The organism is Bacillus sp. VT 712 (assembly GCF_001614195.1).
Lineage (GTDB): Bacteria > Bacillota > Bacilli > Bacillales > Bacillaceae_H > Priestia > Priestia flexa.
In genome coordinates, this window is sequence record NZ_LWBK01000005.1 from 46,062 (window position 1) to 71,736 (window position 25,675).

General features: G+C 39.2%; 20 protein-coding genes and 1 other annotated feature. Of the genes, 2 read left to right on the top strand and 18 right to left on the bottom strand.

Going from position 1 to position 25,675, the window contains the following annotated elements; translation table 11 throughout:
- Positions 1–2: 2 nt before the first annotated feature.
- Complete coding sequence (locus A2U94_RS03495) at positions 3–2,648, bottom strand: valine--tRNA ligase (RefSeq protein WP_025908548.1); 2,646 nt, start codon at positions 2,646–2,648, stop codon at positions 3–5.
- 82 nt (positions 2,649–2,730) lie between these two features.
- Positions 2,731–2,974, bottom strand: a binding site (T-box leader).
- 180 nt (positions 2,975–3,154) lie between these two features.
- Here A2U94_RS03495 and A2U94_RS03500 point away from each other — a divergent pair.
- Positions 3,155–3,358, top strand: a complete 204-nt coding sequence (locus tag A2U94_RS03500) for a YszA family small membrane protein (protein ID WP_025908549.1) — start codon at positions 3,155–3,157, stop codon at positions 3,356–3,358.
- Between the two features lie 244 nt (positions 3,359–3,602).
- On the opposite strand, the gene ysxE is transcribed toward A2U94_RS03500, so the two are convergent.
- From ysxE to hemA, 8 genes are all read right to left on the bottom strand, one after another.
- Complete coding sequence (ysxE, locus tag A2U94_RS03505; protein ID WP_062686613.1) at positions 3,603–4,649, bottom strand: spore coat protein YsxE; 1,047 nt, start codon at positions 4,647–4,649, stop codon at positions 3,603–3,605.
- 101 nt (positions 4,650–4,750) lie between these two features.
- Positions 4,751–6,154, bottom strand: coding sequence for a stage VI sporulation protein D (gene spoVID / locus A2U94_RS03510; protein WP_025908551.1), 1,404 nt, complete (start codon positions 6,152–6,154; stop codon positions 4,751–4,753).
- 121 nt (positions 6,155–6,275) lie between these two features.
- Positions 6,276–7,565, bottom strand: a complete 1,290-nt coding sequence (gene hemL, locus A2U94_RS03515; RefSeq protein WP_025908552.1) for a glutamate-1-semialdehyde 2,1-aminomutase — start codon at positions 7,563–7,565, stop codon at positions 6,276–6,278.
- A 16-nt stretch (positions 7,566–7,581) separates the two neighbouring features.
- Positions 7,582–8,562, bottom strand: coding sequence for a porphobilinogen synthase (hemB, locus tag A2U94_RS03520; protein WP_025908553.1), 981 nt, complete (start codon positions 8,560–8,562; stop codon positions 7,582–7,584).
- Positions 8,563–8,575: 13 nt separating this feature from the next.
- Complete coding sequence (locus A2U94_RS03525) at positions 8,576–9,361, bottom strand: uroporphyrinogen-III synthase (RefSeq protein WP_025908554.1); 786 nt, start codon at positions 9,359–9,361, stop codon at positions 8,576–8,578.
- Positions 9,361–10,293 carry a hydroxymethylbilane synthase gene (gene hemC, locus A2U94_RS03530; RefSeq protein ID WP_025908555.1) on the bottom strand — a complete coding sequence of 311 codons (933 nt, stop codon included), beginning with the start codon at positions 10,291–10,293 and terminating at the stop codon, positions 9,361–9,363. Before hemC ends, A2U94_RS03525 begins: the two co-directional genes overlap by 1 nt.
- Positions 10,294–10,308: 15 nt before the next feature.
- Positions 10,309–11,142 (bottom strand): cytochrome C assembly family protein, encoded by an 834-nt coding sequence (locus A2U94_RS03535; protein WP_025908556.1) that lies wholly within the window; start codon positions 11,140–11,142, stop codon positions 10,309–10,311.
- 13 nt (positions 11,143–11,155) lie between these two features.
- A complete protein-coding gene (gene hemA / locus A2U94_RS03540) occupies positions 11,156–12,496 on the bottom strand; it encodes a glutamyl-tRNA reductase (protein WP_025908557.1) in 1,341 nt (446 codons plus the stop codon).
- A 203-nt stretch (positions 12,497–12,699) separates the two neighbouring features.
- Here hemA and A2U94_RS03545 point away from each other — a divergent pair, with 203 nt between their 5' ends.
- Positions 12,700–13,185: a LiaF transmembrane domain-containing protein gene (locus A2U94_RS03545; protein WP_025908558.1), complete on the top strand. Its 486-nt coding sequence runs from the start codon at positions 12,700–12,702 to the stop codon at positions 13,183–13,185.
- Between the two features lie 57 nt (positions 13,186–13,242).
- Here A2U94_RS03545 and yihA read toward each other — a convergent pair whose 3' ends face one another.
- The 9 genes from yihA to leuB all read right to left on the bottom strand — a co-directional run bounded on the left by yihA (position 13,243) and on the right by leuB (position 25,652).
- Positions 13,243–13,830: a ribosome biogenesis GTP-binding protein YihA/YsxC gene (yihA, locus tag A2U94_RS03550; protein WP_025908559.1), complete on the bottom strand. Its 588-nt coding sequence runs from the start codon at positions 13,828–13,830 to the stop codon at positions 13,243–13,245.
- A complete protein-coding gene (gene lon, locus A2U94_RS03555) occupies positions 13,827–16,151 on the bottom strand; it encodes an endopeptidase La (protein ID WP_025908560.1) in 2,325 nt (774 codons plus the stop codon). Before lon ends, yihA begins: the two co-directional genes overlap by 4 nt.
- Before the next feature lie 259 nt (positions 16,152–16,410).
- Positions 16,411–18,078, bottom strand: coding sequence for an ATP-dependent protease LonB (gene lonB / locus A2U94_RS03560; RefSeq protein ID WP_025908561.1), 1,668 nt, complete (start codon positions 18,076–18,078; stop codon positions 16,411–16,413).
- 143 nt (positions 18,079–18,221) lie between these two features.
- Positions 18,222–19,487 carry an ATP-dependent protease ATP-binding subunit ClpX gene (clpX, locus tag A2U94_RS03565; RefSeq protein ID WP_025908562.1) on the bottom strand — a complete coding sequence of 422 codons (1,266 nt, stop codon included), beginning with the start codon at positions 19,485–19,487 and terminating at the stop codon, positions 18,222–18,224.
- 374 nt (positions 19,488–19,861) lie between these two features.
- Positions 19,862–21,148 carry a trigger factor gene (tig, locus tag A2U94_RS03570; RefSeq protein ID WP_025908563.1) on the bottom strand — a complete coding sequence of 429 codons (1,287 nt, stop codon included), beginning with the start codon at positions 21,146–21,148 and terminating at the stop codon, positions 19,862–19,864.
- A 208-nt stretch (positions 21,149–21,356) separates the two neighbouring features.
- Positions 21,357–22,361, bottom strand: coding sequence for a tetratricopeptide repeat protein (locus A2U94_RS03575; RefSeq protein ID WP_025908564.1), 1,005 nt, complete (start codon positions 22,359–22,361; stop codon positions 21,357–21,359).
- A gap of 101 nt (positions 22,362–22,462) precedes the next feature.
- Positions 22,463–23,056, bottom strand: a complete 594-nt coding sequence (gene leuD / locus A2U94_RS03580) for a 3-isopropylmalate dehydratase small subunit (RefSeq protein WP_025908565.1) — start codon at positions 23,054–23,056, stop codon at positions 22,463–22,465.
- An 11-nt stretch (positions 23,057–23,067) separates the two neighbouring features.
- Positions 23,068–24,483 carry a 3-isopropylmalate dehydratase large subunit gene (gene leuC / locus A2U94_RS03585; protein WP_025908566.1) on the bottom strand — a complete coding sequence of 472 codons (1,416 nt, stop codon included), beginning with the start codon at positions 24,481–24,483 and terminating at the stop codon, positions 23,068–23,070.
- Between the two features lie 59 nt (positions 24,484–24,542).
- Positions 24,543–25,652: a 3-isopropylmalate dehydrogenase gene (gene leuB / locus A2U94_RS03590; protein ID WP_025908567.1), complete on the bottom strand. Its 1,110-nt coding sequence runs from the start codon at positions 25,650–25,652 to the stop codon at positions 24,543–24,545.
- Positions 25,653–25,675 lie beyond the last annotated feature (23 nt).

Below are 25,675 nucleotides of genomic sequence, written 5' to 3' on the forward strand. Positions count from 1 at the left end.
TATTATTCCCCGCGCAATTCGACAATACGCGCTTGAACAGCTTCACGTTTTTCAACATAATCCTGTTCTTTTTGGCGCTCTTCTTCTACTACTTTTGCCGGTGCTTTTGCGATAAAACCTTGATTTCCAAGTTTCTTTTGAACACGCTCCACTTCTTTATTCAGCTTATCGTATTCTTTTTCAAGGCGCGCAATTTCCTCTTCAATGTTAATTAACCCTTCAAGAGGTAGAATTAATTCAGCTCCTGTTACAACAGCTGTCATTGCTTTTTCGTCTAAAGAGATTTCCGTAGAAATTGCAAGCTCACTTGGATTACAGAATTTCTCGATGTATGCACGATTTTTCTCAAGCTGCGCTTGAATCGCTTCATCTTTTGCTTTAATGAACAAGCGTACTTGCTTGCTCATTGGCGTATTTACTTCCGCACGAATATTACGCACTGAACGAATGATGTCTACAAGTAAGCGCATTTCGTTTGCCGCTTCTTTATTTGTTAGCTCTGGGCGTACTTCTGGCCATTTCGCTACCGTAATCGATTCGCCTTCATGCGGCAAGCTTTGCCAAATTTCCTCGGTAATAAACGGCATAAATGGATGTAAAAGTCGCATTGTGTTGTCTAACACATACGCTAAGATTGAACGAGTTGTTTTCTTAGCCGCTTCGTCTTCTCCATATAGAGGTAGCTTTGCCATTTCAATATACCAGTCGCAGAAGTCATCCCAGATAAAGTTATAAAGCACGCGTCCTACTTCGCCGAACTCATACTTATCAGCTAGCTTCGTTACGCTTTCAATTGTTTCATTTAAGCGTGTTAAAATCCACTCATCCGCTACTGATTTCTCACCCGACATATCAAGTTCTTCAAACGTAATGCCATCCATATTCATTAATGCAAAGCGAGATGCATTCCAAATTTTATTAGCAAAGTTCCAAGTTGCTTCAACCTTTTCAAAGCTAAAGCGTAAATCTTGTCCCGGTGAACTTCCCGTTGATAAGAAGTAGCGAAGTGAATCGGCACCGTACTTCTCAATCACTTCCATCGGATCTACACCGTTTCCAAGAGATTTACTCATCTTACGGCCTTGCTCGTCACGTACAAGTCCGTGAATTAATACGTCGTCAAATGGACGCTTGCCTGTAAATTCAAGACCTTGGAAAATCATGCGAGATACCCAGAAGAAGATGATGTCATAGCCCGTTACAAGCGCATTTGTTGGATAGTAGCGCTGGAAGTCAATCGATTCCACGTCCGGCCAACCCATCGTTGAAAATGGCCATAAAGCTGAACTAAACCACGTATCAAGTACGTCTGAATCTTGCTCCCAGTTTTCAATATCTGCTGGAGGCTCATGATCAACGTGCACTTCTCCAGTTTCTTTATGATACCAAGCTGGAATACGGTGTCCCCACCAAAGCTGACGTGAAATACACCAGTCGCGAATATTCTCCATCCAGTGTAGGTACGTTTTTTCAAAGCGATCTGGAACAAACTGAACCTTTTCTTCGCCTTTTTGAAGTTCAACTGCCTGATCAGCCAGCGGCTGCATTTTCACGAACCACTGCGTTGATAAGTAAGGCTCGACCACAGCTCCACTACGTTCACTGTGACCTACAGAGTGCATGTGATCTTCAATTTCAAATAAAATGCCATCTTCTTGTAAATCTTTTACGATTTGTTTACGACATTCAAAGCGATCCATACCTTCATATTTTCCTGCTTTATCGTTCATTGTACCGTCTTGATTCATCACAAGAATGCGTTCTAAATTGTGGCGGTTCCCAATTTCAAAGTCGTTTGGATCATGAGCAGGTGTAATCTTCACAGCGCCTGAGCCAAACTCCATGTCTACATAATCGTCACCAACGATAGGAATTTCACGACCTACAATCGGAAGCTTAACTGTTTTACCAATTAAATGCTTATAGCGTTCGTCTTCAGGATGAACAGCAACTGCCGTATCACCTAGCATTGTTTCCGGACGTGTTGTTGCAATTTCAATATGCCCAGAACCGTCGGCAAGCGGATAGCGCATATGGTAAAATGCACCTTGCACATCCTTATAGATAACCTCAATATCAGATAGGGCTGTTTTTGTTGCTGGATCCCAGTTGATAATATATTCACCGCGGTAGATTAAGCCTTTTTTATATAGCTTAACAAATACTTCACGAACGGCTTTTGATAAGCCTTCATCTAACGTAAAGCGCTCGCGAGAATAATCTAAGCCAAGGCCTAGCTTGGACCACTGCTGACGAATAAAGCTGGCATATTCTTCTTTCCACTTCCACGTTTCTTCTACAAACTTCTCACGCCCTAAGTCATAACGGCTTTTTCCTTCTTGACGAAGCTTTTCTTCTACTTTTGCTTGCGTAGCGATACCGGCGTGATCCATTCCAGGCAACCATAGAACGTCATAGCCCTGCATGCGCTTCATACGCGTTAAAATGTCTTGTAACGTTGTATCCCAAGCATGCCCTAGATGAAGTTTACCCGTTACGTTTGGCGGTGGGATCACGATTGTGTAGGGCTCTTTCTCAGCATCGTTTGTTGCTTCAAAAAACTTCCCATCCAACCAATATTGATAGCGATTTTCTTCAACAGATTTTGGGTCATACTTCGTTGAAAGCTTTACTTCCTGTTCTGACATACTCTGTACCTCCATGTATAATTTCTTATATAGCTTTCGATATGCGAAAGCTCGAATGAACATAAAAAAACTCCTTCTTCCATAAAAGGACGAAAGGAGTTGATTTCGCGGTACCACCTTTTTTTATAGACTTCTCCCGTAAAGACGTCTATACACTTCATTTCATAACGGTTCATTAACCGGTTTCTTCTACTTAGACCAAAGTCTGTTCAAAAAAACTACTCATAGGCGACCTTCCAAATAAGCTTTCCTAAGAAATCTTTCAGCTGCTGATTTCTCTCTCTAAAGGTGCTTTATTTTGTACTCTTCCTACTCACTGTATGTTCATATGATTTTCTCTTAATTATACTATATGAAAAAATATGAATTCGTCAATAATCTTCTCCATTTTTTTCTCATTCTATTCACAAACACGCCAGATCTTACGAAAAAAACTGAACACCTAGCGCCCATGATTCATACATTATTATGTAACGGCCTGCAAGCAGGAAAGGAGCATATGAAGTATGAAAAAACGAATTAACTTACAGTTTAACTCTTATCAAGTACAGCGCTGGTTTAAAACGATTGGCGCAGCGTGTGCCCAATTCATCATTCCCCTGACGATTATTCAAGGAATTCGAACGCTTTTTTTCCCCACCACGTTCGATGTTTTCCTTCTTGCTATTTTTTCACTCATCACCATTGTTCTCTATCTAGAATGGATGTAAAAAAGAGTTTGGGACATAACAAAATGATTGCTTCTAAAAGACGAACACTAGCTGTTCCCATCTCTTTAGTTTGTCTCAACACGTTCGTTCCATTGCGCTACGGTCACTCGCTTTCCGCAGGAGTCGAGTGTCCTGCGCTCCATTCCACCCTGTTTCCAACATTGTTTTCACAATCAACCAAAAAACCTGAACGATTAAAAGTTATGAACTCTCAATCGTTCAGGTATAGTAGAGGCTGAACTACTTATGTCTCAGTCTCATTAGCAGCCGCTTCTGCTGCTATTTTTTTCTGTTGATCTACTTCAAAGATTTTAATATTGACCTGTTCAATATTTTTTGTTAGCCAGTATGCTCGAATCAACGATTGCATATGTTCAAGCTCAGTTTTATACCGCTGGTGACGATACTGCATGATGCACTGATATAAAGGTTCTGGAAAAGCAAGATATGAATGCAAAAGTAAACGTTCCTCTTCTCTCAGTGCAAAATGCTTCTCGTATGTTGCGAACCATTCATAGCTATCTAAGCTCGTTAATGGATATGTGCGTAGCGTTCGCAAATAAAATGAGACAAGATCATGAATCGGTGAAGCCTCACGCGCTTGCTCTAAATTAATAAAAAAGCCATTCCCGCGTTCATCGTATAAAAAATGCTTTGCCGACAGCTTTCCATGAATCGTCACAAGTCGTATTTTTTCTTTTTCTTCCATTTCGGTGTTCCATTCATCTAACCGACTAAACCCAAATTCCATAGCCCGCATCATTTCATAATACACGGTACAAAAATGAAGTTCAAAAGGGGACATATACACCTTTTTTTCACATTCCATTACATACTCTTCAAGCTCTTTTTGACGATCTTCCCACGTTGTTTTTAATCCCGTATAGTGCGTTTCAATATCTTTCTTTTTAACTTCAACTTCTTTTGAAGAAGTACCATGAAGCTTTGCTAACTCTTGAAATAATTTATGATATCTTACATCCCGTTCGTCAGAAGGTGTATTAGGAAGCCAAGGCATCAAATAATAACCTTTGTTTTGGTGGGTTACCACAGGTGAACCTTGCCTGGATTGATAAATAGGGACAAACCCCATCCATCCTTTATGCTGAAGATTTTGAAGAATTCTAATAAAATCATGACTTCTAATTTCAGCTTCCTCTACTTCTTTTAAGGCATAGACTCCGCTTTTGGTATAGACTTTCTTTACCTTCCCGTAGTCTTCGATAAAATCAATTTCAAGCTGATACTGCTTTAGGAGTTCATGATAATTAACAGGGTCCTGATAGTTCATACTCACACCTCCTTGTTACTTTCTATGCATTGAACATTCATTTATACACAAAGAAAACAGTTAAGACGTAGCAGAAGTCAAAACTGTTTTCTATTGCTATTTTAGTTAACAGGAATGTTTAGGATGCTTCCTTCTTCTAACTCTTGCTCGTCTTCTAAATCATTTACTCTTAAAAGACTCTGTACGTTTGTATCATAGCGTTCAGCAATCGTATCAAGCGAGTCTCCACTTTGGACAATGCATAAGCGCCATGTCGCTTGTTTCTCTTCCTCACGAGAAAATAGCTTTGTTAAATACAGCGCATTTTCCGCACGGTTTGAAGCCGATTCCTCTTCCTTTCGAAACTCTACTACAATTTCATTTTCTTCCTGCTCTTTTTCTTCATAATGTGCTATCTCCGTTTCTTCTTCGCCCCAACTGGACACATCTTCACGTGCTTGAAACAGCTCAATTACATTATCTTCGCGTTCTTCTTCCGCTTCTTCTTTTTTCACTTCTACTTCAAACGGTTCATACACATCTTCTTCGTACTTTACTAACGTTTCTTTTGGTTCTTCTTTACGGAAAACGGACGAAAAATAGTTCTGCACCTCGGCTTCTTTTTCAACTTCCTTTACGTCCATTTCTTCCTCAACAGAAGCGTTACGATAAGAAGCTTCAAGCTCTTCTTCATGTTTTGCTTCTTCTTCAACAGAAGTATTACGGTAAGGAACTTCAAGTTCTTTTTCTTTTTCTTCTTCTACTTCTTCAACAGCAGTGTTGCGGTAAGAAGCTTCAAGCTCTTCTTCATGTTTTGCTTCTTCTTCAACAGAAGTATTACGGTAAGGAACTTCAAGTTCTTTTTCTTTTTCTTCTTCTTCTTCAACAGCAGTGTTGCGGTAAGAAGCTTCAAGCTCTTCTTCATGTTTTGCTTCTTCTTCAATAGAAGTATTACGGTAAGGAACTTCAAGTTCTTTTTCTTCTTCTACTTCTTCAACAGCAGTGTTGCGGTAAGAAGCTTCAAGCTCTTCTTCATATTCTGCTTCTGGTTCTTCAATTTCTGCCCAACCTTTTTCCTCTTCTCTTACGTGACTTTGCTGTTCACCGTAAAGACCTGTAATCGATAAATCCGCCATTAGCTGTAGGCAATCCGATTCTGGTAACTCATAATCAAATAAATCAATTGATACATAAACATCTTCCATATTCTGAATACGATTTTTAGGAATCGTAATGTCAACAGGGAAGGCATGTGATAGTTCAGCTGTACCATCTTCTCTAACAAGCACTGATTCAACGTGCTTTTCGTTTGTATATTCGCGCAAAGAGTGTGCTTCCTCTTCTAACGTTTCATATTCACCTGTTAGCAATAAAGCTCCACGAATGGAGACATATTGATCATATTCTTGGATTGCGACCTGAGGCTCTAAGGAGATTGATAAAAGCTGAGACACTTCCTGTCCCTTTTGAAACCATACTGATTCTTCTACTGAAAAACGCAGACCCGATAAATTATCCTGCGACAAATTGCTCTCCCCCTTCCAACACCTTACAAAATAGCGTTGTCATTAAAGATGTATGAAAGTGAAAAATAAAATATGTCTTTAAAAGCAAAAAAGCTTACGTTTATCACGTAAGCTCTTTGGATTATGAACGAAGTTTAGCAAAGGCTTTTTCAGTAGCTTGGATTGTAAATTCAATATCTGCATCCGTATGAGAAGTCGATAAAAACATACCTTCAAATTGAGAAGGTGGTAAAAAGACTCCTTCATTCGCCATTTCACGATAGTACTTGCTAAAGTATTCAAGATTTGATGTTTTCGCTGTCTCATAGTTAATTACGTCTTCGTTTGTGAAGAACAAGCCAATCATAGAGCCAGCTCGATTAATTGTATGAGGCACTTCATATTTTGCCGCGGCTGCTTTTAGACCTTCTTCAAGGCGATCTGCTTTTCTAGAAAATTCATCATACGACTGTGGCGTTAACTGCGTTAGCGTCTCATAACCTGCCGTCATGGCAAGTGGGTTTCCAGAAAGCGTACCCGCTTGGTAAATTGGACCACTCGGTGCTACTCGCTCCATAATCTCCGCTTTACCACCGTAAGCACCAACCGGAAGGCCACCACCAATTACTTTTCCTAAGCAAGTTAAATCAGGCGTTACGTTATAGTAACCTTGCGCACAGTTATACGCTACTCGGAAGCCTGTCATCACTTCATCAAAAATTAACAGTGAGCCATAGTCAGATGTAATTTCACGAAGCCCTTCTAAAAATCCAAGCTGAGGTGGTACTACTCCCATATTACCAGCTACTGGCTCAACAATAACACCCGCAATATCTTCACCAAACTGCTCAAACGCATACTTTACGCTTTTTAAATCATTATAAGGAACCGTAATCGTATTTTTAGCAATTCCTTCTGGTACACCAGGGCTATCTGGTAAACCAAGTGTTGCAACACCCGAACCAGCTTTAATTAACAATGAATCGCCGTGCCCGTGATAGCATCCTTCAAATTTTAAGATTTTATTTCGATTCGTATAGCCACGAGCTAAGCGAAGAGCACTCATCGTTGCTTCCGTTCCAGAACTCACCATACGAACAATTTCAATTGAAGGTACACGTGAGATTACTACTTTAGCTAATTCGTTCTCAATTAAAGTTGGAGCACCAAAGCTTGTTCCAGACTCAGTTACTTTCTTAATTGCTTCTACCACACGATCATTTGAGTGACCATGAATTAATGGCCCCCAAGATAGGACGTAATCTACATATTCATTTCCATCAATATCGTAGATTTTCGCTCCTTTTCCACGTTCCATAAAGATAGGATCCATATCTACAGATTTAAAAGCACGAACTGGGCTATTTACTCCGCCCGGCATTAGTTGCTTTGCTTGAAGAAAGGCTGCTTTTGATTTTTCATAACTTCTCATCGAACAAACACTCCTTTTAGTTATCTTTTAGCCAGCGAACAGCATCTTTCGCATGATACGTAATGATTAAATCTGCTCCAGCACGCTTCATACTTGTAAGCTTTTCTAGCACAATCTCTTTTTCATTTACCCATCCATTTTGTGCAGCTGCTTTAATCATGGAGTATTCTCCACTTACGTTATAAGCCACGACAGGTAGGTTAAAGTTATTTTTTACATCACGCATAATATCTAAGTAAGAAAGCGCTGGTTTTACAATTAAGAAGTCTGCACCTTCGGCTACGTCAGACTCCGCTTCACGAAGAGCTTCTAAGCGATTGGCTGGGTCCATTTGGTACGTTTTACGATCTCCAAATTGGGGAGAAGAATGTGCTGCATCACGGAAAGGACCGTAGAAAGCTGACGCATATTTTACAGCGTAAGACATAATAGGAATATCTTCGAAACCTGCTTCGTCTAAACCATGACGAATAGCCGCTACGAACCCATCCATCATGTTAGAAGGTGCAATGATATCAGCGCCAGCTCTTGCTTGACTAACCGCTGTTCTTGCTAGCAAATCAAGCGTTGGGTCATTTAAGATTTTTCCTTCTTCAATAATGCCACAATGTCCATGATCGGTATATTGACATAAGCAAGTGTCTGCAATAACGACAAGTTCAGGGAACTCTTCTTTAATTTGACGAATTGCTTTTTGAACGATTCCATGATCATGATAAGCTTGCGAACCAACAGCATCTTTTTCAGCTGGCACGCCAAAAACAATAACGGACTGAATTCCCAAATCGACAAGCTCCTGCATTTCTCTACTTAATAAATCAAGCGATACTTGATCTACGCCTGGCATGGATTGAACTGCATTGCGCTTATTTTCTCCTTCAATTACAAAGATTGGATAAATAAAGTCTTCCGGCTGTAAGTGCGTTTCGCGAACAAGTGCACGCATGCTATCTGAACGTCTTAGACGACGATGACGATTGAATTGTAATAATGTCATGAGAAAATCCTCCTTAATTGTTACCTTTAAAATAATCTACCATTTTCTCTATCATACCATTAATTGTATACTCTTCTGGAACGATGTGCTCAATTTCATATTTGGCAGCAGTTTGAGCGGTAATAGGTCCTATACACACGACCACTTTTTCGTTTATAACCGATAGCCAATCTTGTTTTGAATCCATCATATCAACAAAGAAGTTAACGGTAGATGAGCTTGTAAACGTAATGATATCCGCTTTCTCAACCGCGTGCTGAAGCTCATTCCTGGATGCTTTATTTTGAACCGTTTCATACATCACCAGGTCCGTCACGCTATACCCTTTTTCATCAAGTCCTTGTAAAAGAATAGGACGTGCTAGATTCCCTCTAACAACAAGCACTTTTTCATGAGGTTTAGCCTCCTTCATGAGTGCTTCTAGCAGTGACTCTGCTATGTACTCTTCAGGAGTTACGTCTGGCTTTATCCCACGTTTTTTGAGTGCTTCACCTGTTTTTTTTCCAACAACAGCGATCTTACAGGATTTAGCTAAACCACTGTTTATATTTAATAGATTAAGCCACTGAAAGAAAAACTCGACTCCATTTTGACTTGTAAAGATAATCCACTGATATGTATGAAGCTGTTCAAGTACTCTCTGTATGTACGTACGATTAGCTGCTGGTACAAAAGATAAAACAGGCACCGTTAAAGGAATACCACCTACAGCTTGTATTGCAGCAGTAAAGCTTTTGGCTTGCTCCGCTTGGCGCGTAATCAACACTCGTTTTAAAAAAAGAGGAGCCTGTTGACTCATTAACTGTCCAGCTCCTCTTTTACACGATCAATTAATTCTTTAGCTCCGTTGGCAGTTAAACGACGTGCAGCTTCCTCTCCAATTTCTACGGGGTTTGCACCAGCAAGCGTTTCTTGATAAATTTGTTGGCCATCTGGAGAAGCAACAAGCGCTGTTAATTGTACATGCCTATTCTCTACTACGTGAGCATAGCCTGCAATCGGAACTTGACAGCCGCCTTCCATGCGCTTTAGAAACACGCGCTCTGCTTGAACTGCTAAGCTTGTGTCCTCATCGTTTAGCATATGTAAAAGTTCAAGTAGCTCCTTGTCATCTGAACGACATTCAATCGCTAAAGCTCCTTGACCAACCGCTGGAACACTTAAGCTAGGGTTTAAATACTGCGTCACAGTGTCTTTAGACCAACCCATTCGTGATAGACCAGCTGCAGCTAGAATTATTGCGTCATATTCTTCTGTTTGTAGTTTGTTTAAACGTGTATCGATATTGCCTCGAATCCATTTAATTTCAATGTCTGAACGCTTTGCAAGAAGCTGTGCACCACGTCGTAGGCTACTCGTTCCAATGACAGCTCCACTTGGTAGCTCTTCAAACGTTTTTCCGGTCTTTGAAATGAGCACATCTCTGTGGTCTTCACGCAGCGGAATGCATCCAATTGTTAACCCTTCAGGTAAAACAGCCGGCATATCCTTCATGCTGTGAACGGCCATATCAATTTCTTTTGACAATATTGCTTGTTCAATTTCTTTTACAAATAAGCCTTTTCCGCCTACCTTAGAAAGCGTTACATCTAAGATTTTATCTCCTTTTGTGACAATTTCTTTAATCTCAAACTCAAAAGGAAGACCTTGTTGTTTCAACTGTTCGATAACCCATTTTGTCTGTGTTAATGCTAGCTTGCTTCGGCGTGAGCCGACAATAATTTTCCGCATGTTGTCCTCCTAGTTTTACGACTCCCAAAAATGAAAGTTTGACAAACTTCCAAATAAGAAAAAGTTAATCAATAAAATTAAAAATAATGCGATGTTCCAAATAGCTATTGCCCGACCTTGAATTCCTCTTCTCAAACGCACATACAAGTAAGCGCTATATGCAAGGAGCATAAAGAACGAACCTAATACCTTTGTATCATACCAGTGAAAATCGACTACTTTAATATACGCCCATATTAACCCAAGCATCAAGGAAAGCAACAATAGAGGTACACCAATTAAGATCAGTACGTAAGACAGATAATCCAGCTTCGTTAAATCCTCAATGCGCATCAGTCGCTTGTTCCATTTTTTCTTTTTCAGCAAATCATACTGTACAAGGTACAAAGCTGAGAAAACAAAAGAAATGGAAAAAGCTCCATAAGATAAAATAGCCATTGTGATGTGAAAAATTAAAAGTTCTGATACCAATCGTTCTGCTTCAACCGACGTTTGTGTTTCCATTGGTGCAAACGTATGAATCGCCATGATTAAAAAGCCAATCGCATTCGTAAAGAACACGACAAAATCAACTCTAAATAAACGATTGATGACTAACGATAGCGTAATGAGCACCCACGCATAGAAGTACAGGCCCTCTGAAATTGTTAAGATTGGGACTCTACTGGTTTCCCACATTCGTAAAAACAAAAAGATTGTTTGTAAAAACCACACAATAGAAAGTAACCAGAAGGCTACTTTATTTGCCTTCCGGTTATGCTGTACAAAGTCAATGAAATAAAGCAAAACACTGACCGCGTATAAAATTACAATTAATTCATAAATTCTGGTCAATGAGATATCAACCATATCAAAGCCTCACTTACGACTGGTAAGCTACTTGTTGAGGAGTTACGGGTAGCTCATGATGAGATTCTTTTTGCTTTTGAGCTTCCACTTCTTGTTCAATATTAAAAATCTTCATGAACAATTCTAACGACTCTTCAGCATGCTGCTCTCCAGCCAGTTCTTTTGCATGTAAAATCGGATCTCGCAGCAGTTGATTTATGATGCTTTTCGTATGTTTGTTCAGCACTTTTCGTTCACGCTCAGACAAATTCGGAAGCTTGCGATTAATACTAGCCATCGTATCAGCCTGAATAGTTAGTGCTTTCTCACGAAGAGCTGAAATAACAGGCACAACCCCAAGACGACCTAGCCACATTTTAAAATCAACAATTTCAGCTTCAATCATTAACTCGATTGTTTCAGCAGCCTTTTTGCGTTCTTGTAAATTCGCATCCACAATCCCTTGTAAGTCATCAATATCATATAAAAAGACGCTATCAAGCTCTGCAAGTGCAGGATCCAAATCACGCGGAACCGCGATATCAACCATAAAAAGAGGTCGTCCTTTGCGCATGCGCTCTACTTGCTTCATCATATCTTTTGATACGACAAACGTACTAGCTCCCGTAGAGCTAATTAAAATATCAGCTTCAATTAACGCACATTGAAGTTCGTTTAGCTGTTTCGCTTGACCAGAAAAGCGCTTAGCAAGTTCTTCTGCTTTTTCGAATGTACGATTTACAACCGTTACTTTTTGAGCACCGCTGCCGTATAAGTTCTGCAAAGCAAGCTCGCCCATTTTACCTGCACCTAGAATAAGCACATGCTTCGATGACAGATCACCAAAAATTTTTTTCGCTAACTCAACCGCAGCGTAACTCACTGAAACAGCATTGGCTCCAATCTCTGTCTCGCTGTGCGCACGCTTGGCTAGTGTAATAGCTTGCTTAAACAATTGATTAAATACCGTTCCAATTGTTTGATTTTGTTGAGCAAGTAAAAAGCTTGAACGTACCTGTCCAAGAATCTGTGTTTCACCTACAACCATTGAGTCTAACCCACAGCTTACTCGATACAAATGCTCAATAGCACCATCGTTTTCAGCAATTGTTAAAAAAGGTGAAAACTCGTCTTTATCTAGTTCAAACCACTCTGCCAAAAAGGCTTTTACATAGTAACGCCCTGTGTGTAACTGATCCACTACTGCATAGATCTCCGTACGATTACATGTTGACACAATAATGTTTTCTAAGATACTCTTTTGACTACTTAAAGCTTTCATTGCAGAGCCTAACTCTTGTTCTTTAAAGCTAAGCTTTTCCCTTATTTCAACAGGGGCTGTTCGATAATTTAAGCCGACTGCTATAATATGCACTTGTACATACCCCCTTCAATAAAAAATTAAATTACTGTCCTTTTATCTATCTCTATTATAACATGTTTCCCTACTCGTTCTTAAAAAAAATGTGAACAGTCTTTGAAAACATGTGTTAAGATATTAACGATTATCCATAACAAATTGTATCAAAAAAGCAGTGATTTATCACTTTTCCTGTTTAATCACACCAGGAGGTTACGATGAAGAAACAGTCAATTTTTTTCGGAGTTTTATTAGTTGGATTTGGAATCTTTTTTCTAGTAGACGAGCTTAACTTAAAAATCGCAGAACACTTATACACCTGGCCTCTCCTGCTCGTTTTAGTCGGAGTTGCGCTTGGGGCACAATGTCGCATTTCGCAAGACTATTCTAACGTACTAGCAAGCTACATATTAATTACATTAGGCGGTCATTTTTATGTAAGTGACTGGCTGCCGTTCTGGCCTCAACATACTAGCATGGTCATTTTAATGATTGCACTGAGCTTTTTACTGAGTGCGAAAAAGAGTAAAACCGGCCTATTTCAAGGTATTCTTTTATTACTCATTGCGCTGTTTATGATGTTTTCAAATAATTTAAATCAGTTTGCCCCAGCGGTTGAAAACGGCGTGAATTACCTAGCTACCTTTTGGCCTATTCTATTCCTACTCATTGGCTTATATTTATTATTTTTCAAACGTAAGTAATATATGTAAAAAAGGTTGAAACGAAAAGCGAGCGCTTTTCGTTTCAACCTTTTTTTGTTAATTATTCATGCGGTATTGAAGTGATCTCCACGATTGATCTTTTCCTTGACCAGTTTCAGATGAAAATAGAATGAGTTCATCTTCGGCTTCTAGCTCTAACGTATCACGTACAACTTTTAAGTGCTTTTGCCATTTACCTTTCGGAATTTTATCCGCTTTTGTGGCAATAACCATTACAGGAATTTCGTAATGCTTTAAGAAATTGTACATCATGACATCATCTTTAGACGGCGCGTGACGTAAATCAATAATTAATAACACCGCTTTTAGCTGATCGCGATCCGTTAAATATGTTTCAATCATCTTGCCCCATGCTTCACGCTCTGTCTTAGACACTTTAGCAAACCCGTAGCCTGGAACATCAACAAAATGCATCATTTCATTGATTAAATAAAAATTTAACGTTTGTGTTTTTCCAGGCTTTGACGATGTACGTGCTAAGTTTTTACGGTTAAGCATTTTATTAATAAATGATGATTTTCCTACATTTGATCGACCAGCCAAAGCAAATTCTGGCAAGTTTTCTTTTGGATATTGATCAGGCTTTACTGCGCTGATAACAATTTCCGCTTGGGTTACTTTCATTTTACCTCTCCTACTAATGCATGTTCCAATACTTGATCTAAATGAGATACAAGTACGATGTCCAACTGTTCTTGTACACTATCTGGAATATCTTCAATATCACGCTCGTTGTCTTGAGGGATTAAGATTTTTGTAAGTCCAGCGCGATGTGCACTTAATGATTTTTCTTTTAATCCACCGATTGGTAAGACGCGACCTCTAAGCGTAATCTCACCCGTCATTCCTACCTCTCTTCTTACCGGTCTACCTGTTAAAGCTGAAGTTAAAGCTGTTGCAATTGTAATTCCTGCCGAAGGTCCATCTTTTGGTACTGCTCCTTCTGGCACATGAATATGAATGTCATATTTCTCATGGAACTTTTCATCAATTCCTAGCTCTTCCGCTTTTGAACGAATGTAACTAAAAGCTGCTTGAGCAGACTCTTTCATCACATCACCAAGTTTCCCTGTTAGTACAAGGCGACCTTTTCCAGGAGATAGACTAACTTCAATTGCAAGCGTATCTCCTCCCACAGTTGTGTAAGCTAACCCTGTTGCAACACCAACTTGGTTTTCAGATTCAGCTTGCCCATAGCGAAACCTTGCTTTTCCTAAAAATTCTTCTAAGTTCTTTTCAGTTACGACTACGCGCTTTTTATCTCCAGATACGATAATGCGAGCAGCTTTACGACAAATAGATGCAATTTCACGCTCGAGGTTACGAACGCCCGCTTCTCTCGTATAAAGACGAATGATTGCTACTAGAGCATCTTCTCGAATTTGAAGGTCAGCTTTTTTCAGACCATGGTTTTCTAACTGTCTCACTGCTAGATGACGCTTAGCAATTTCAAGTTTTTCAAGCTCTGTATAGCCAGCAATATTAATGATTTCCATTCTGTCGCGTAAAGGTCCTGGAATCGTCGCTAAATTATTAGCAGTAGCTACAAACATCACTTTTGATAAATCATACGTTTCTTCAATATAGTGATCGCTAAAATTATGGTTTTGCTCCGGATCCAAGACTTCAAGCATAGCAGAAGATGGGTCTCCACGGAAGTCATTAGACATTTTATCAATCTCATCTAATAAAAAGACAGGGTTGACTGTACCAGCTTTTTTCATTCCTTGAATAATACGTCCAGGCATCGCGCCTACGTATGTACGGCGATGGCCTCGAATCTCAGATTCATCACGCACGCCACCGAGCGATACACGGACAAAATTCCGATTTAACGCCGTCGCAATAGAACGTGCTAGAGACGTTTTACCTACTCCTGGAGGTCCAGCTAAACAAAGAATTGGTCCCTTTAATGAGTTCGTTAATTTCTGAACAGCTAAGTATTCGAGCACACGCTCTTTTACTTTTTCAAGACCGTAGTGCTCTTCATTTAGAATTTTATCTGCGCGGTGAATATCTAAACGATCTTCAGTTTCCTTTGTCCATGGCAAAGCAAGTAGCCAATCGATATAGTTACGAATAACTGAGCTTTCTGCAGAAGTAGCGGGAATTTTTTCATAGCGATCTAGTTCTTTTAACGCAGTCATCATCACGCGCTCAGGCATACCACTTTCTTCAATCTTTTCTCGAAGTGTAGCAACTTCTCCGCCTTTACCCTCTTTATCGCCTAGCTCTTTTTGAATAGCCTTCATTTGCTCACGAAGATAGTATTCTTTTTGAGTACGCTCCATCGACTTTTTCACACGTTGTCCAATTTTCTTTTCAAGTTGTAGCACTTCTTGTTCATCTTGAATGTAAGAAATGAGCATGTTCAAGCGCTCTTTTACATCTTCAGTTTCAAGAACTTCTTGCTTCAATTGAATTTTAATCGGCAAATGCGAAGCAATAATATCGGCTAACCGTCCCGGTTCTTCAATGTCTGTTACGGTTGAAAACGTCTCAACGGATACCTTTTTAGATAGCTTTATGTATTGTTCAAAGTAATCTAAAAGCGTGCGCATTAGCGCTTTGTCTTCCACATCTGTTTCATGTTCTTCATTGTATTTCATTACATCAGCCAGGAAGCAACCTTCTTCTTCAATTATTTCCTTGACTTCAATACGGTTTAATCCTTCAACTAATACTCTCATCGTGCCATTTGGCAACTTTAACATTTGCTTAATCTTTGCTAAAGTACCCATTTTATATAAGTCATCAACCGCTGGTTCATCGATGCCCATTTCCTTTTGAGAAACTAAGCACACCAAGTGGTCGTCCATCATTGCTTTTTCTAAAGCCTGCACGGATTTATCTCTTCCAACATCTAAATGCAATACCATAGTTGGATAGACAATCAACCCACGTAAAGGTAAAAGTGGAATGCGAATTGTTTCATTTTTCGTCATTCAATGAACACCTCCAATGCCCGTTTATTCCATAGTATGTAAGGGATAAATTCTGCTTCAATTTTATCCTATTTAACTTGGCATGTCTAATAATAGTAATTATTAATTGTACCATGTGAAGTCTTTGCAATGCAAAGCGAAGTAAATATCTTTTTCACATAGAAAAAGCCTTTTTCGTAAAGCGTGTATAAAGGTTTTATACGCGAAAAAGGCAGATGATATTCATATAAAAAAATTTTCCAACTAAATGTCGCTAATATTACATGAATTCGCGCTTTGGCACCCCGGCTTCTTTTGATAGGTGAGCAACGTGATCTTGTATTGGTAAGAGTGCATATTTTAAAACATCTGCTAGTTGAGTCACTGGTAAAATGTCAATTCCTCGAATCTGTTCCACCATTCCATTCATATTATCCTTCGGAACGATTACATGAGTTACCCCTGCCTGCTTTGCCGCTTTAATTTTAGGAATGACGCCTCCGATTGGTTTAACATTTCCGTGCAGTCCAATCTCTCCAGTCATTGCAACTGTATGTTTGATCGGCACTTCATAGATAGCAGAATAAATGCCTGTTGCCATCGCAATTCCTGCGGAAGGTCCATCAATTGGCACTCCTCCTGGAAAGTTCACATGAATATCATATTCATCGGCAGGCACAGCCATGGAGCGCAGCACAGTAATGACATTTTCAATTGAACTTCTGGCCATACTTTTTCTTCGTACGGATTTTCCTTGCCCATTGATGTTTTCTTCTTCTACTATCCCCGTAATGGTAATATTTCCTTTTTCTTTTGCTTTCATTGCTTTTACTTCAATTTCTAATAACGCACCTGAATTAGGTCCATATACAGCTAATCCATTAATTAATCCTACTTGTTCTTGTTCTGGAATCTTCGGCTCGTGACGTGGAGTTAGCTGACTTGAATGAATAATCCATTCAATATCTTCATTCTTTATGTCTTTACGATCTTCTGAAATTGCCAATCCAGCTGCAATTTGCATCATATTAACTGTTTCTCGCCCATTGCGAGCATATGTAGACAACATAGACAGCCCTTTATCTGTTACTTCCATTTGTACTTTTTGAGCGGCTTTTTTCGCAACGCTAATGATTTCATCTTGATCAAGCTCGCGAAAAAACACTTCAACACAGCGTGAGCGAATGGCTGGCGGAATTTCACTCGGTGTTCTCGTTGTTGCCCCAATTAAACGAAAATCAGCAGGGAGTCCATTTTGAAAAATATCGTGAATATGAGTCGGAATTTGTGCATTTTCTTCGCTATAATACGCACTTTCCATAAATACTTTTCTGTCTTCTAATACCTTTAGTAATTTGTTCATTTGAATAGGGTGTAGTTCACCAATTTCATCAATGAATAAAATTCCTCCGTGAGCATCCGTTACAGCACCTTGCTTTGGCTGAGGAATTCCAGCTTGTCCCATAGCCCCCGCTCCTTGATAGATAGGGTCATGTACAGATCCGATAAGAGGATCAGCAATCCCTCGTTCATCAAAACGAGCTGTCGTCGCATCAAGTTCTACAAATACTGATCCTTTTTTGAAAGGAGACTTTTGATTTTTTTTTGCTTCTTCTAGTACAAGACGAGCTGCTGCTGTTTTCCCTACGCCTGGAGGTCCATATACGATAACGTGCTGTGGGTTTGGGCCACATAGCGCGGCTTTTAAAGCACGAATGCCGTCTTCTTGTCCCACAATATCATGAAAACTTGACGGTCTAACTCTTTCTGCTAATGGTTCAGTTAGTGAAATGGCACGCATCTTTCGCAATTGATCCATTTCTTTTTTTGATTCCCGATCAATTGATACTTTTTGTGTGCGCTGATTGCGCAATAAATTCCAAAAGTACAAGCCAATAATGATACCAAAGAATAGCTGAACCATTAAGGCAATATTCGTCCAATTCATAAGTAACCTCCTGCAACAATTGTTAAGATAATTATTTGTTATTATCTCCTTGCAACAGGTGGAATAAACAAATTTAGCATAAAATTCTTCATAAAATAAAAAAAGACAGAACGTTAAAAACTAACGCTCTGTCTTCTTATTTATTAAGCAGATGTTTTACTTCCTTGTTCAACCGTTGAACCATCTTCTAAAATAAACTTAGGTGCTACTTGATCACGAACCGTTTCTCCAGTGATAATACATTTAACAATGTCTTCACGAGACGGTAAATCATACATCACTTCTAGCATAATACCTTCAATGATTGAACGTAGACCACGTGCACCTGTTTTACGTTCAATTGCTTTACGAGCAATTTCAACAAGTGCTTCATCTTCAAACTCTAGCTCAACATTATCTAGCTCAAGAAGCTTTTGATATTGTTTTACTAGCGCATTTTTTGGCTTTGTTAAAATCTCAACAAGCGCTCCTTCATCTAACGGTACAAGACTAGCCGTAACAGGTAGACGACCGATAAACTCAGGAATTAAGCCAAACTTTAATAAGTCTTCTGGCAGAACTTTTGATAATAACTCTTTATCGTTAAGATCTGCTTGTTTTGTTTCTGAACCGAACCCAATTACTTTCTTACCTAAACGACGCTTGATAATTGGTTCAATACCATCAAATGCTCCACCACAAATGAATAAGATATTTGTTGTGTCAATTTGAATGAATTCTTGATGCGGATGCTTACGTCCACCTTGTGGAGGAACGCTTGCTACAGTGCCTTCAAGAATTTTAAGCAATGCTTGCTGAACACCTTCACCAGATACGTCACGCGTAATTGATGGGTTTTCAGACTTTCTTGCTACCTTATCAATTTCATCGATATAGATAATGCCTTTTTCTGCTTTTTCTACATCATAATCAGCGGCTTGAATTAACTTCAATAAGATGTTCTCAACATCCTCACCAACGTAACCAGCTTCTGTTAGCGACGTTGCATCAGCAATAGCAAACGGCACATTTAAAATACGAGCTAACGTTTGAGCAAGTAATGTTTTACCACTACCTGTTGGACCAATTAAAGAAATGTTACTTTTAGCTAATTCAACGTCATCAATCTTACTGTTTGAGTTAATGCGTTTATAATGATTATAAACAGCTACAGCCAAAGATTTTTTCGCTTCATCTTGGCCAATTACATACTCATCTAGAATTTCACAGATTTCTTTTGGCTTTGGCACATCTTTAAATTCTACTTCTTCTTCTGTTCCAAGCTCTTCTTCAACAATCTCAGTGCAAAGCTCGATACATTCATCACATATGTAAACACCTGGACCAGCAACTAATTTACGAACTTGTTCTTGTGTTTTACCACAAAACGAACATTTTAGTTGCCCTTTTTCATCGTTAAATTTAAACATAATTTTCACCCCTTATAGTAATGACTAAAGTGCTGGAAGCTCACTTAATCCGAGTTATTTGCCAACTGCTCTTCCTCTTCTTAGTAAAAGCATGACCTTTTATCATACCGAGTTTCCCATGTATGAAAAGATTTGTATTGCATTTTATCATACATTTTTCGGAATAGATACTAAAACGTTTTATGTATAAACACTTGATGAGCGAAAAGCATCGATTGGCTATTATGTATTGTCAGCTTATTAAGCCAATTTCATAACTACGGATTTTTGACAATTGAACAAAACAGCGTGCTGGCGTGTCGTTATGGTATGAAAAAACTTTTGAAGGTTATAAAACAAGGCACGATCAAGTCGCGCCTTGTTCTTTACTATTATTATGCTACAGCTTTGCTGTTTTCTACAAGAAATTCTATAGCTTTGCGAATCTTCATGTCAGCTTTAACTGTTTCAAGACTGCCAAGCACTTTCTTAATTTCTTCGACAGGCATGTTGTACATTCCTGCCATGCTCTCTAATTCTTTTTCTACTTCTTCGTCAGTTACTTCAAGATTTTCAGCTTGAGAAATAGCTTCTAACGTTAAGTTAATCTTCACGCGTTTTTCAGCGTCTGGACGCATTTGGTCACGTAAAGCTTTTTCATCTTGACCAGAGAACTGGAAGTATAGCTCAAGGTTTAAACCTTGCATTTGTAAACGTTGCTCGAATTCTTGCATCATACGATCCATTTCAGTTGCATACATTGCTTCTGGAATTTCTACTTCTGCATTTTCAGCAGCTTTTTCTACTAATGCATCACGTAGAGCTGATTCAGCTTCGTTTGTTTTTGCAGTTTGTAAGTTTTCTTTTGTTTTCGCTTTTAATGCTTCTAAAGTTTCTACTTCTTCGTCTACATCTTTAGCAAATTCATCGTCTAATGCTGGTAATTCTTTTGCTTTGATTTCGTGTACTTTCACTTTGAAAGTTGCTTTTTTACCAGCAAGCTCTTCAGCATGGTACTCTTCTGGGAACGTTACTTCAACGTCTTTTTCAGCGCCAACTTCTAAACCTACTAATTGCTCTTCAAAGCCTGGGATAAATGTGTTAGAACCAATTTCTAATGAATAGTTCTCACCTTTTCCGCCTTCGAATGCTTCTCCATCAACGAATCCTTCAAAGTCGATTACAGCAGTATCGCCTTCAGCAATAGCGCCTTCTTCTTTTACTACTAGCTCAGCTTGACGCTCTTGAAGAGATTTTAATTCAGCTTCAACGTCTTCGTCAGTTACTGTTGTGTCTAATTTTTCAACTTCTAAGTTTTTGTATTCGCCTAATTTCACTTCAGGCTTAACTGTTACTTTAGCAGTGAAAACTAAGTCTTGTCCTTTTTCGATTGTTTCAACATCGATTTCCGGACGATCTACTGGCTCGATACCAGCTTCAGCAACAGCATTGCTGTAAGCTTCTGGTAATAAGATATCTAGTGCATCTTGGTATAAAGATTCTACACCAAAGCGTTTTTCAAATAGTGGACGTGGCATTTTCCCTTTACGGAAACCTGGTACGTTTACTTGTTTAACAACTTTTGTGAATGCTTTATCTAAGGCTTTATCGAATTCAGCAGCTTCAACTTCTACTGTTAAAACGCCTTGATTACCTTCTTGTTTTTCCCATTTTGCAGACATGTATATTTCCCTCCAAAATCATTTTAAGTAGTGATTTTCACTCTGATAATGAGATCAATGTTTCCTTCATTATCTATCGAACTCCCTATTACTTTAAAGTAAGTAGGAACGTGATGTAAAGATGAAATTCTACTATACTTGTTTAAGTGCATTTTACAACCATTATATTATAACATACAACAATGACGTTTCAACAAAACACCTCATTTTATATCAAAGAAATTTCTTCAATTTCCTTTAGGTGTTTAATAGCTTGTTTCAAATCCTCAGCAGAGAAGTTATGCATCAGTGCGATTTGCTCAGCGTCAACCTCTTCACCATATAATTCAGTTGCGAGTGCGTATAACGCCTCCACCCAGATACCTACATGTTCATTAACCGGACTGAATGGAAATAAAACATATAAATAACGATTCCAAATCTCTAAGCTTGCTTGGAGCATAGTGGGATTTTCGTGTTCCAACTTTTCCCTCAGGGATTTCTCAACATGAATGGCTAACGGAGATGGTATTATTTGCTGTAAAGTGAGCGGATTAATTTTTTTCTCACGCTGAAATTTGTTGATGTGAAAGTCATGGTTAACCTGTTCCTTCATTAATATTTTAAGAGCCTCGGTTTTCACAATGGGATGAACGGATTCATTTGTGAATAGCTCTTGTAAGAAGAAGCTATACTGATTCATTCGATGAAGAGGGAGCGTGTGTAAATGATCAATCTGATTTGAAACGACCGTCTCATTTAAGAAATCTTTTAAACGCGTAAGCTGCTCCTGCTCTGTTTGTCCTTCTATGTCCTTTTCTTGATTCATTCTCGATAAGCAAAACGCTAAGAGCTGATTAATTTGCTCTTGATCCTCAGCGGGTACATCATGTTCTTCTATAACAGCCTGCAAGGTTTCATAGCCTTCTTTATACTCACCAAGCTGGATAAGAATCATTAAAAGCATTTGTAGATTATCATAGTAATGTCCTATGTCTTCATGCAACATCTTTTTACAAAGCGTTTTAGCTGTTTCAACCTCTCCTAGTTCTAAATAACATACAGCTAGCCCGAACAATACGTCTCGGTGCTCTTGGCCTATTTCGTATGCTTGCTTAAATAAATGCAGAGCCTCATTAAAGCGTTTATTCTGTAGATATTCTTTCGCTTTTTCTACTAAACGCTCTTGCAAATGAGGAAACGCAATTACATTATCTCGCTTTTGCTCAGTCATATTCTCTCCTCACTTCACATTTCTTTGCTATACAGTTTAGCAAGTTGTCTAATAGAACGCAAAAAAGAGCCGAGCAAAGAGGTAACTTTGCCCAGCTTTTTTCAATAACGAACGGTATTGTTTTCATACTGATCAATGTCAGAAGCAAACGATAACGTATAACCAATTTCATCAAACCCATTTACAAGCATATATTTCCAATGGCTATTAATGTCAAACGTTCGTTTGAATCCAGCTTCGTCTGAAATTGTTTGCTGATGTAAATCGATCGTGCAGTTATAATCAGCTGCTTTTGATTCCTTCAATAGATACTCAACATCTTCAACTGGTAATGCAATTGGTAGAATTCCATTTTTTAGACAATTTTGTTTAAAGATATCTGCAAAAGATGGCGCCACAATGGCTCTAAAGCCGTAATCTAACAATGCCCACGGTGCATGCTCACGTGAAGAACCACATCCGAAGTTTTCATTTGCAACTAAGATTGTTGCTCCTTCATTTTCAGGCGCATTTAGCTCAAAGCTAGGATTTGGCGTTACTCCATCTTCATTGTATCGCCAATCAAAAAATAAATATTTTCCAAAACCAGTACGCTCAATGCGCTTTAAAAATTGCTTTGGAATAATTTGATCTGTATCGACATTAGAGCGGTCCATCCCGGCTACTTTTCCTGTTTCAACTGTAAATGCATTCATGTTACCTCTCCTTATCTCACAGCTTCTTCTTGTAATTTACGAACGTCTACAAAGTGACCATATACTGCTGCTGCCGCCGCCATCACTGGACTAACAAGGTGAGTTCGCGCCCCTTTACCTTGACGTCCTTCAAAATTACGGTTTGACGTGGAAGCACAATGTTCCCCTTGAGGAACTAAATCCGAGTTCATCCCTAAACACATGCTACATCCTGAATCACGCCATTCAAATCCAGCTTCAACAAACGTTTTTGCAATCCCCTCTTCTTCAGCAATACGTTTAATTTTCTGAGAACCTGGTACAACCATTGCTCGCACATTCGGTGATACTTTCTTTCCTTTTATAAAAGAAGCTGCATCACGTAGATCCGATAAGCGAGCGTTCGTACAGGAACCAATAAATACGTGTTGAATTGGAATATCTTCAATTGCCATACCCGGAGTTAACCCCATGTAGTCTAGCGCTCTTTCCAATGATTTGCGTTCTGAATCCGTGTTACATAATTCAAATGTAGGAACTGTTTTACTAATGTACGAACTCATCGCAGGATTTGTTCCCCATGTCACAACAGGCTCGATTTCATTTGCATCAATTTCTAGCGTTTGATCATATTCTGCGCCTTCATCCGAAGCTAACGCTTTCCACTTTTCAACTGCTTCAGTGAACTTTTCACCTTTTGGTGCATATTCTCTTCCTTTAATATAAGAAAAAGTCACTTCATCAGGGCTGATTAAGCCTGCTTTTGCTCCTGCTTCGATGGACATGTTACAAATGGTCATCCGCTCTTCCATTGAAAGCTGCTTAATGCAATCTCCCGTAAATTCGATGATAGAACCTGTTCCAAAGTTCACACCAAACTTCTGAATAATCGCTAGTACGATATCTTTTGCGAATACACCAGGCTTCTTTTGGCCATCCACTTTTACTTGAATCGTTCTTGGCTTGGCTTGCCAAAGCGTTTGAGTAGCTAATACGTGCTCAACTTCACTCGTACCAATACCAAATGCTAATGCACCAAACGCTCCGTGGGTAGATGTATGACTATCCCCACATACAATTGTCTTACCAGGCTGCGTTAAACCTAATTCCGGTCCAATAATATGAACGATTCCTTGTTCTTCATTCGTTAAGTCTAACAGCCTCACGTCGAACTCAGCGCAGTTTGCAGATAACGTATCAACTTGTTTTTTTGCAATTGGATCTTTGATGTTGAAGCGGTCAACGGTCGGAATGTTGTGATCCATCGTTGCAAACGTCAAATTGGGTTGCCTTACTTTTCGCCCAGCAACACGTAAGCCTTCAAATGCTTGAGGTGACGTTACTTCGTGAATAAGATGAAGATCAATGTATAATAAATCCGGCTTCCCCTCTTCTTGGCGTACTACATGTTGTTCCCATAGTTTCTCAATAATGTTCTTTGCTTTCATCTTGCTCCTCCTTTCCAGTTATGAAAAACGTTTCTCACATAAAGGTGAGAAACGCATGATTAACTATAAGCTGTCATAATGTTAACAATTGCAGAATCGTCAGCAATCGTATCAACAATTGCTTCTACCATTTTTTCAGTTGATAAATAATGTGAGCCGTTCGCTAAATCTGCTGTACGATGACCAGCATTTAATACGTGTTCTACCGCTTGTTCCACTGCTTTCGCTTCTTCTTCAAGACCAAATGAATGTCTTAACATCATCGCTGCTGATAAAATAGCTGCGATTGGATTAGCTTTATTTTGGCCTGCAATATCTGGTGCAGAGCCATGAACAGGTTCATAAAGAGAAGGTCCGTTTAACGTCAAACTAGCAGATGGTAACATCCCTAAAGATCCAGCCAGCATCGAAGCTTCATCACTTAAAATATCTCCGAACATGTTCTCAGTAACGACTACGTCAAAGTGCTTTGGATTACGAATAAGCTGCATCGCTGCTGAATCCACTAGCATATGTTCAAGCTCAATTTCGGGATAATCTTTTGATACTTCTTCAGCAATCTCACGCCATAAACGACTTGACTCCAATACGTTCGCTTTGTCAACAGACGTAACCTTTTGACGACGAACTTTTGCTGTTTCAAATGCTTGGCGAATGATACGCTCAATTTCTTCACGCTTGTAATAGAGCGTATCTACAACGACTTCTTCACTCCCATTTGTGCGGCGTTCACTTGGTTTTCCAAAATATAAGCCGCCTGTTAGCTCACGTACGATAATAAAATCAACGTCTTGAATATATTCTTTTTTCAAAGGAGAAGAATCTGCTAAACTATCATAATAAGTAACTGGACGCAAGTTAGCATAAAGGTCCAGTTCTTTACGAATTGCTAATAAGCCTCGCTCTGGACGGAGCTGTGTAGGAACGGCATCCCACTTAGGACCACCTACAGCCCCAAGCAATACTGCATCCGCTTCTTTACAAACCGCTACTGTACTTTCTGGAAGTGGTACTCCTTCTGTATCAATAGCAGCTCCTCCGATTAACCCATAGCTAAATTCAAACTGATGGTTAAAGCGTTGACCGATGGCGTTTAAGACGTCGATTGCACCTTTTGTAACTTCTTTCCCAACTCCGTCTCCAGGTAACACCGCTACCTTTTTTGTCATGATAGTCTCTCCCTTCTTGTCTA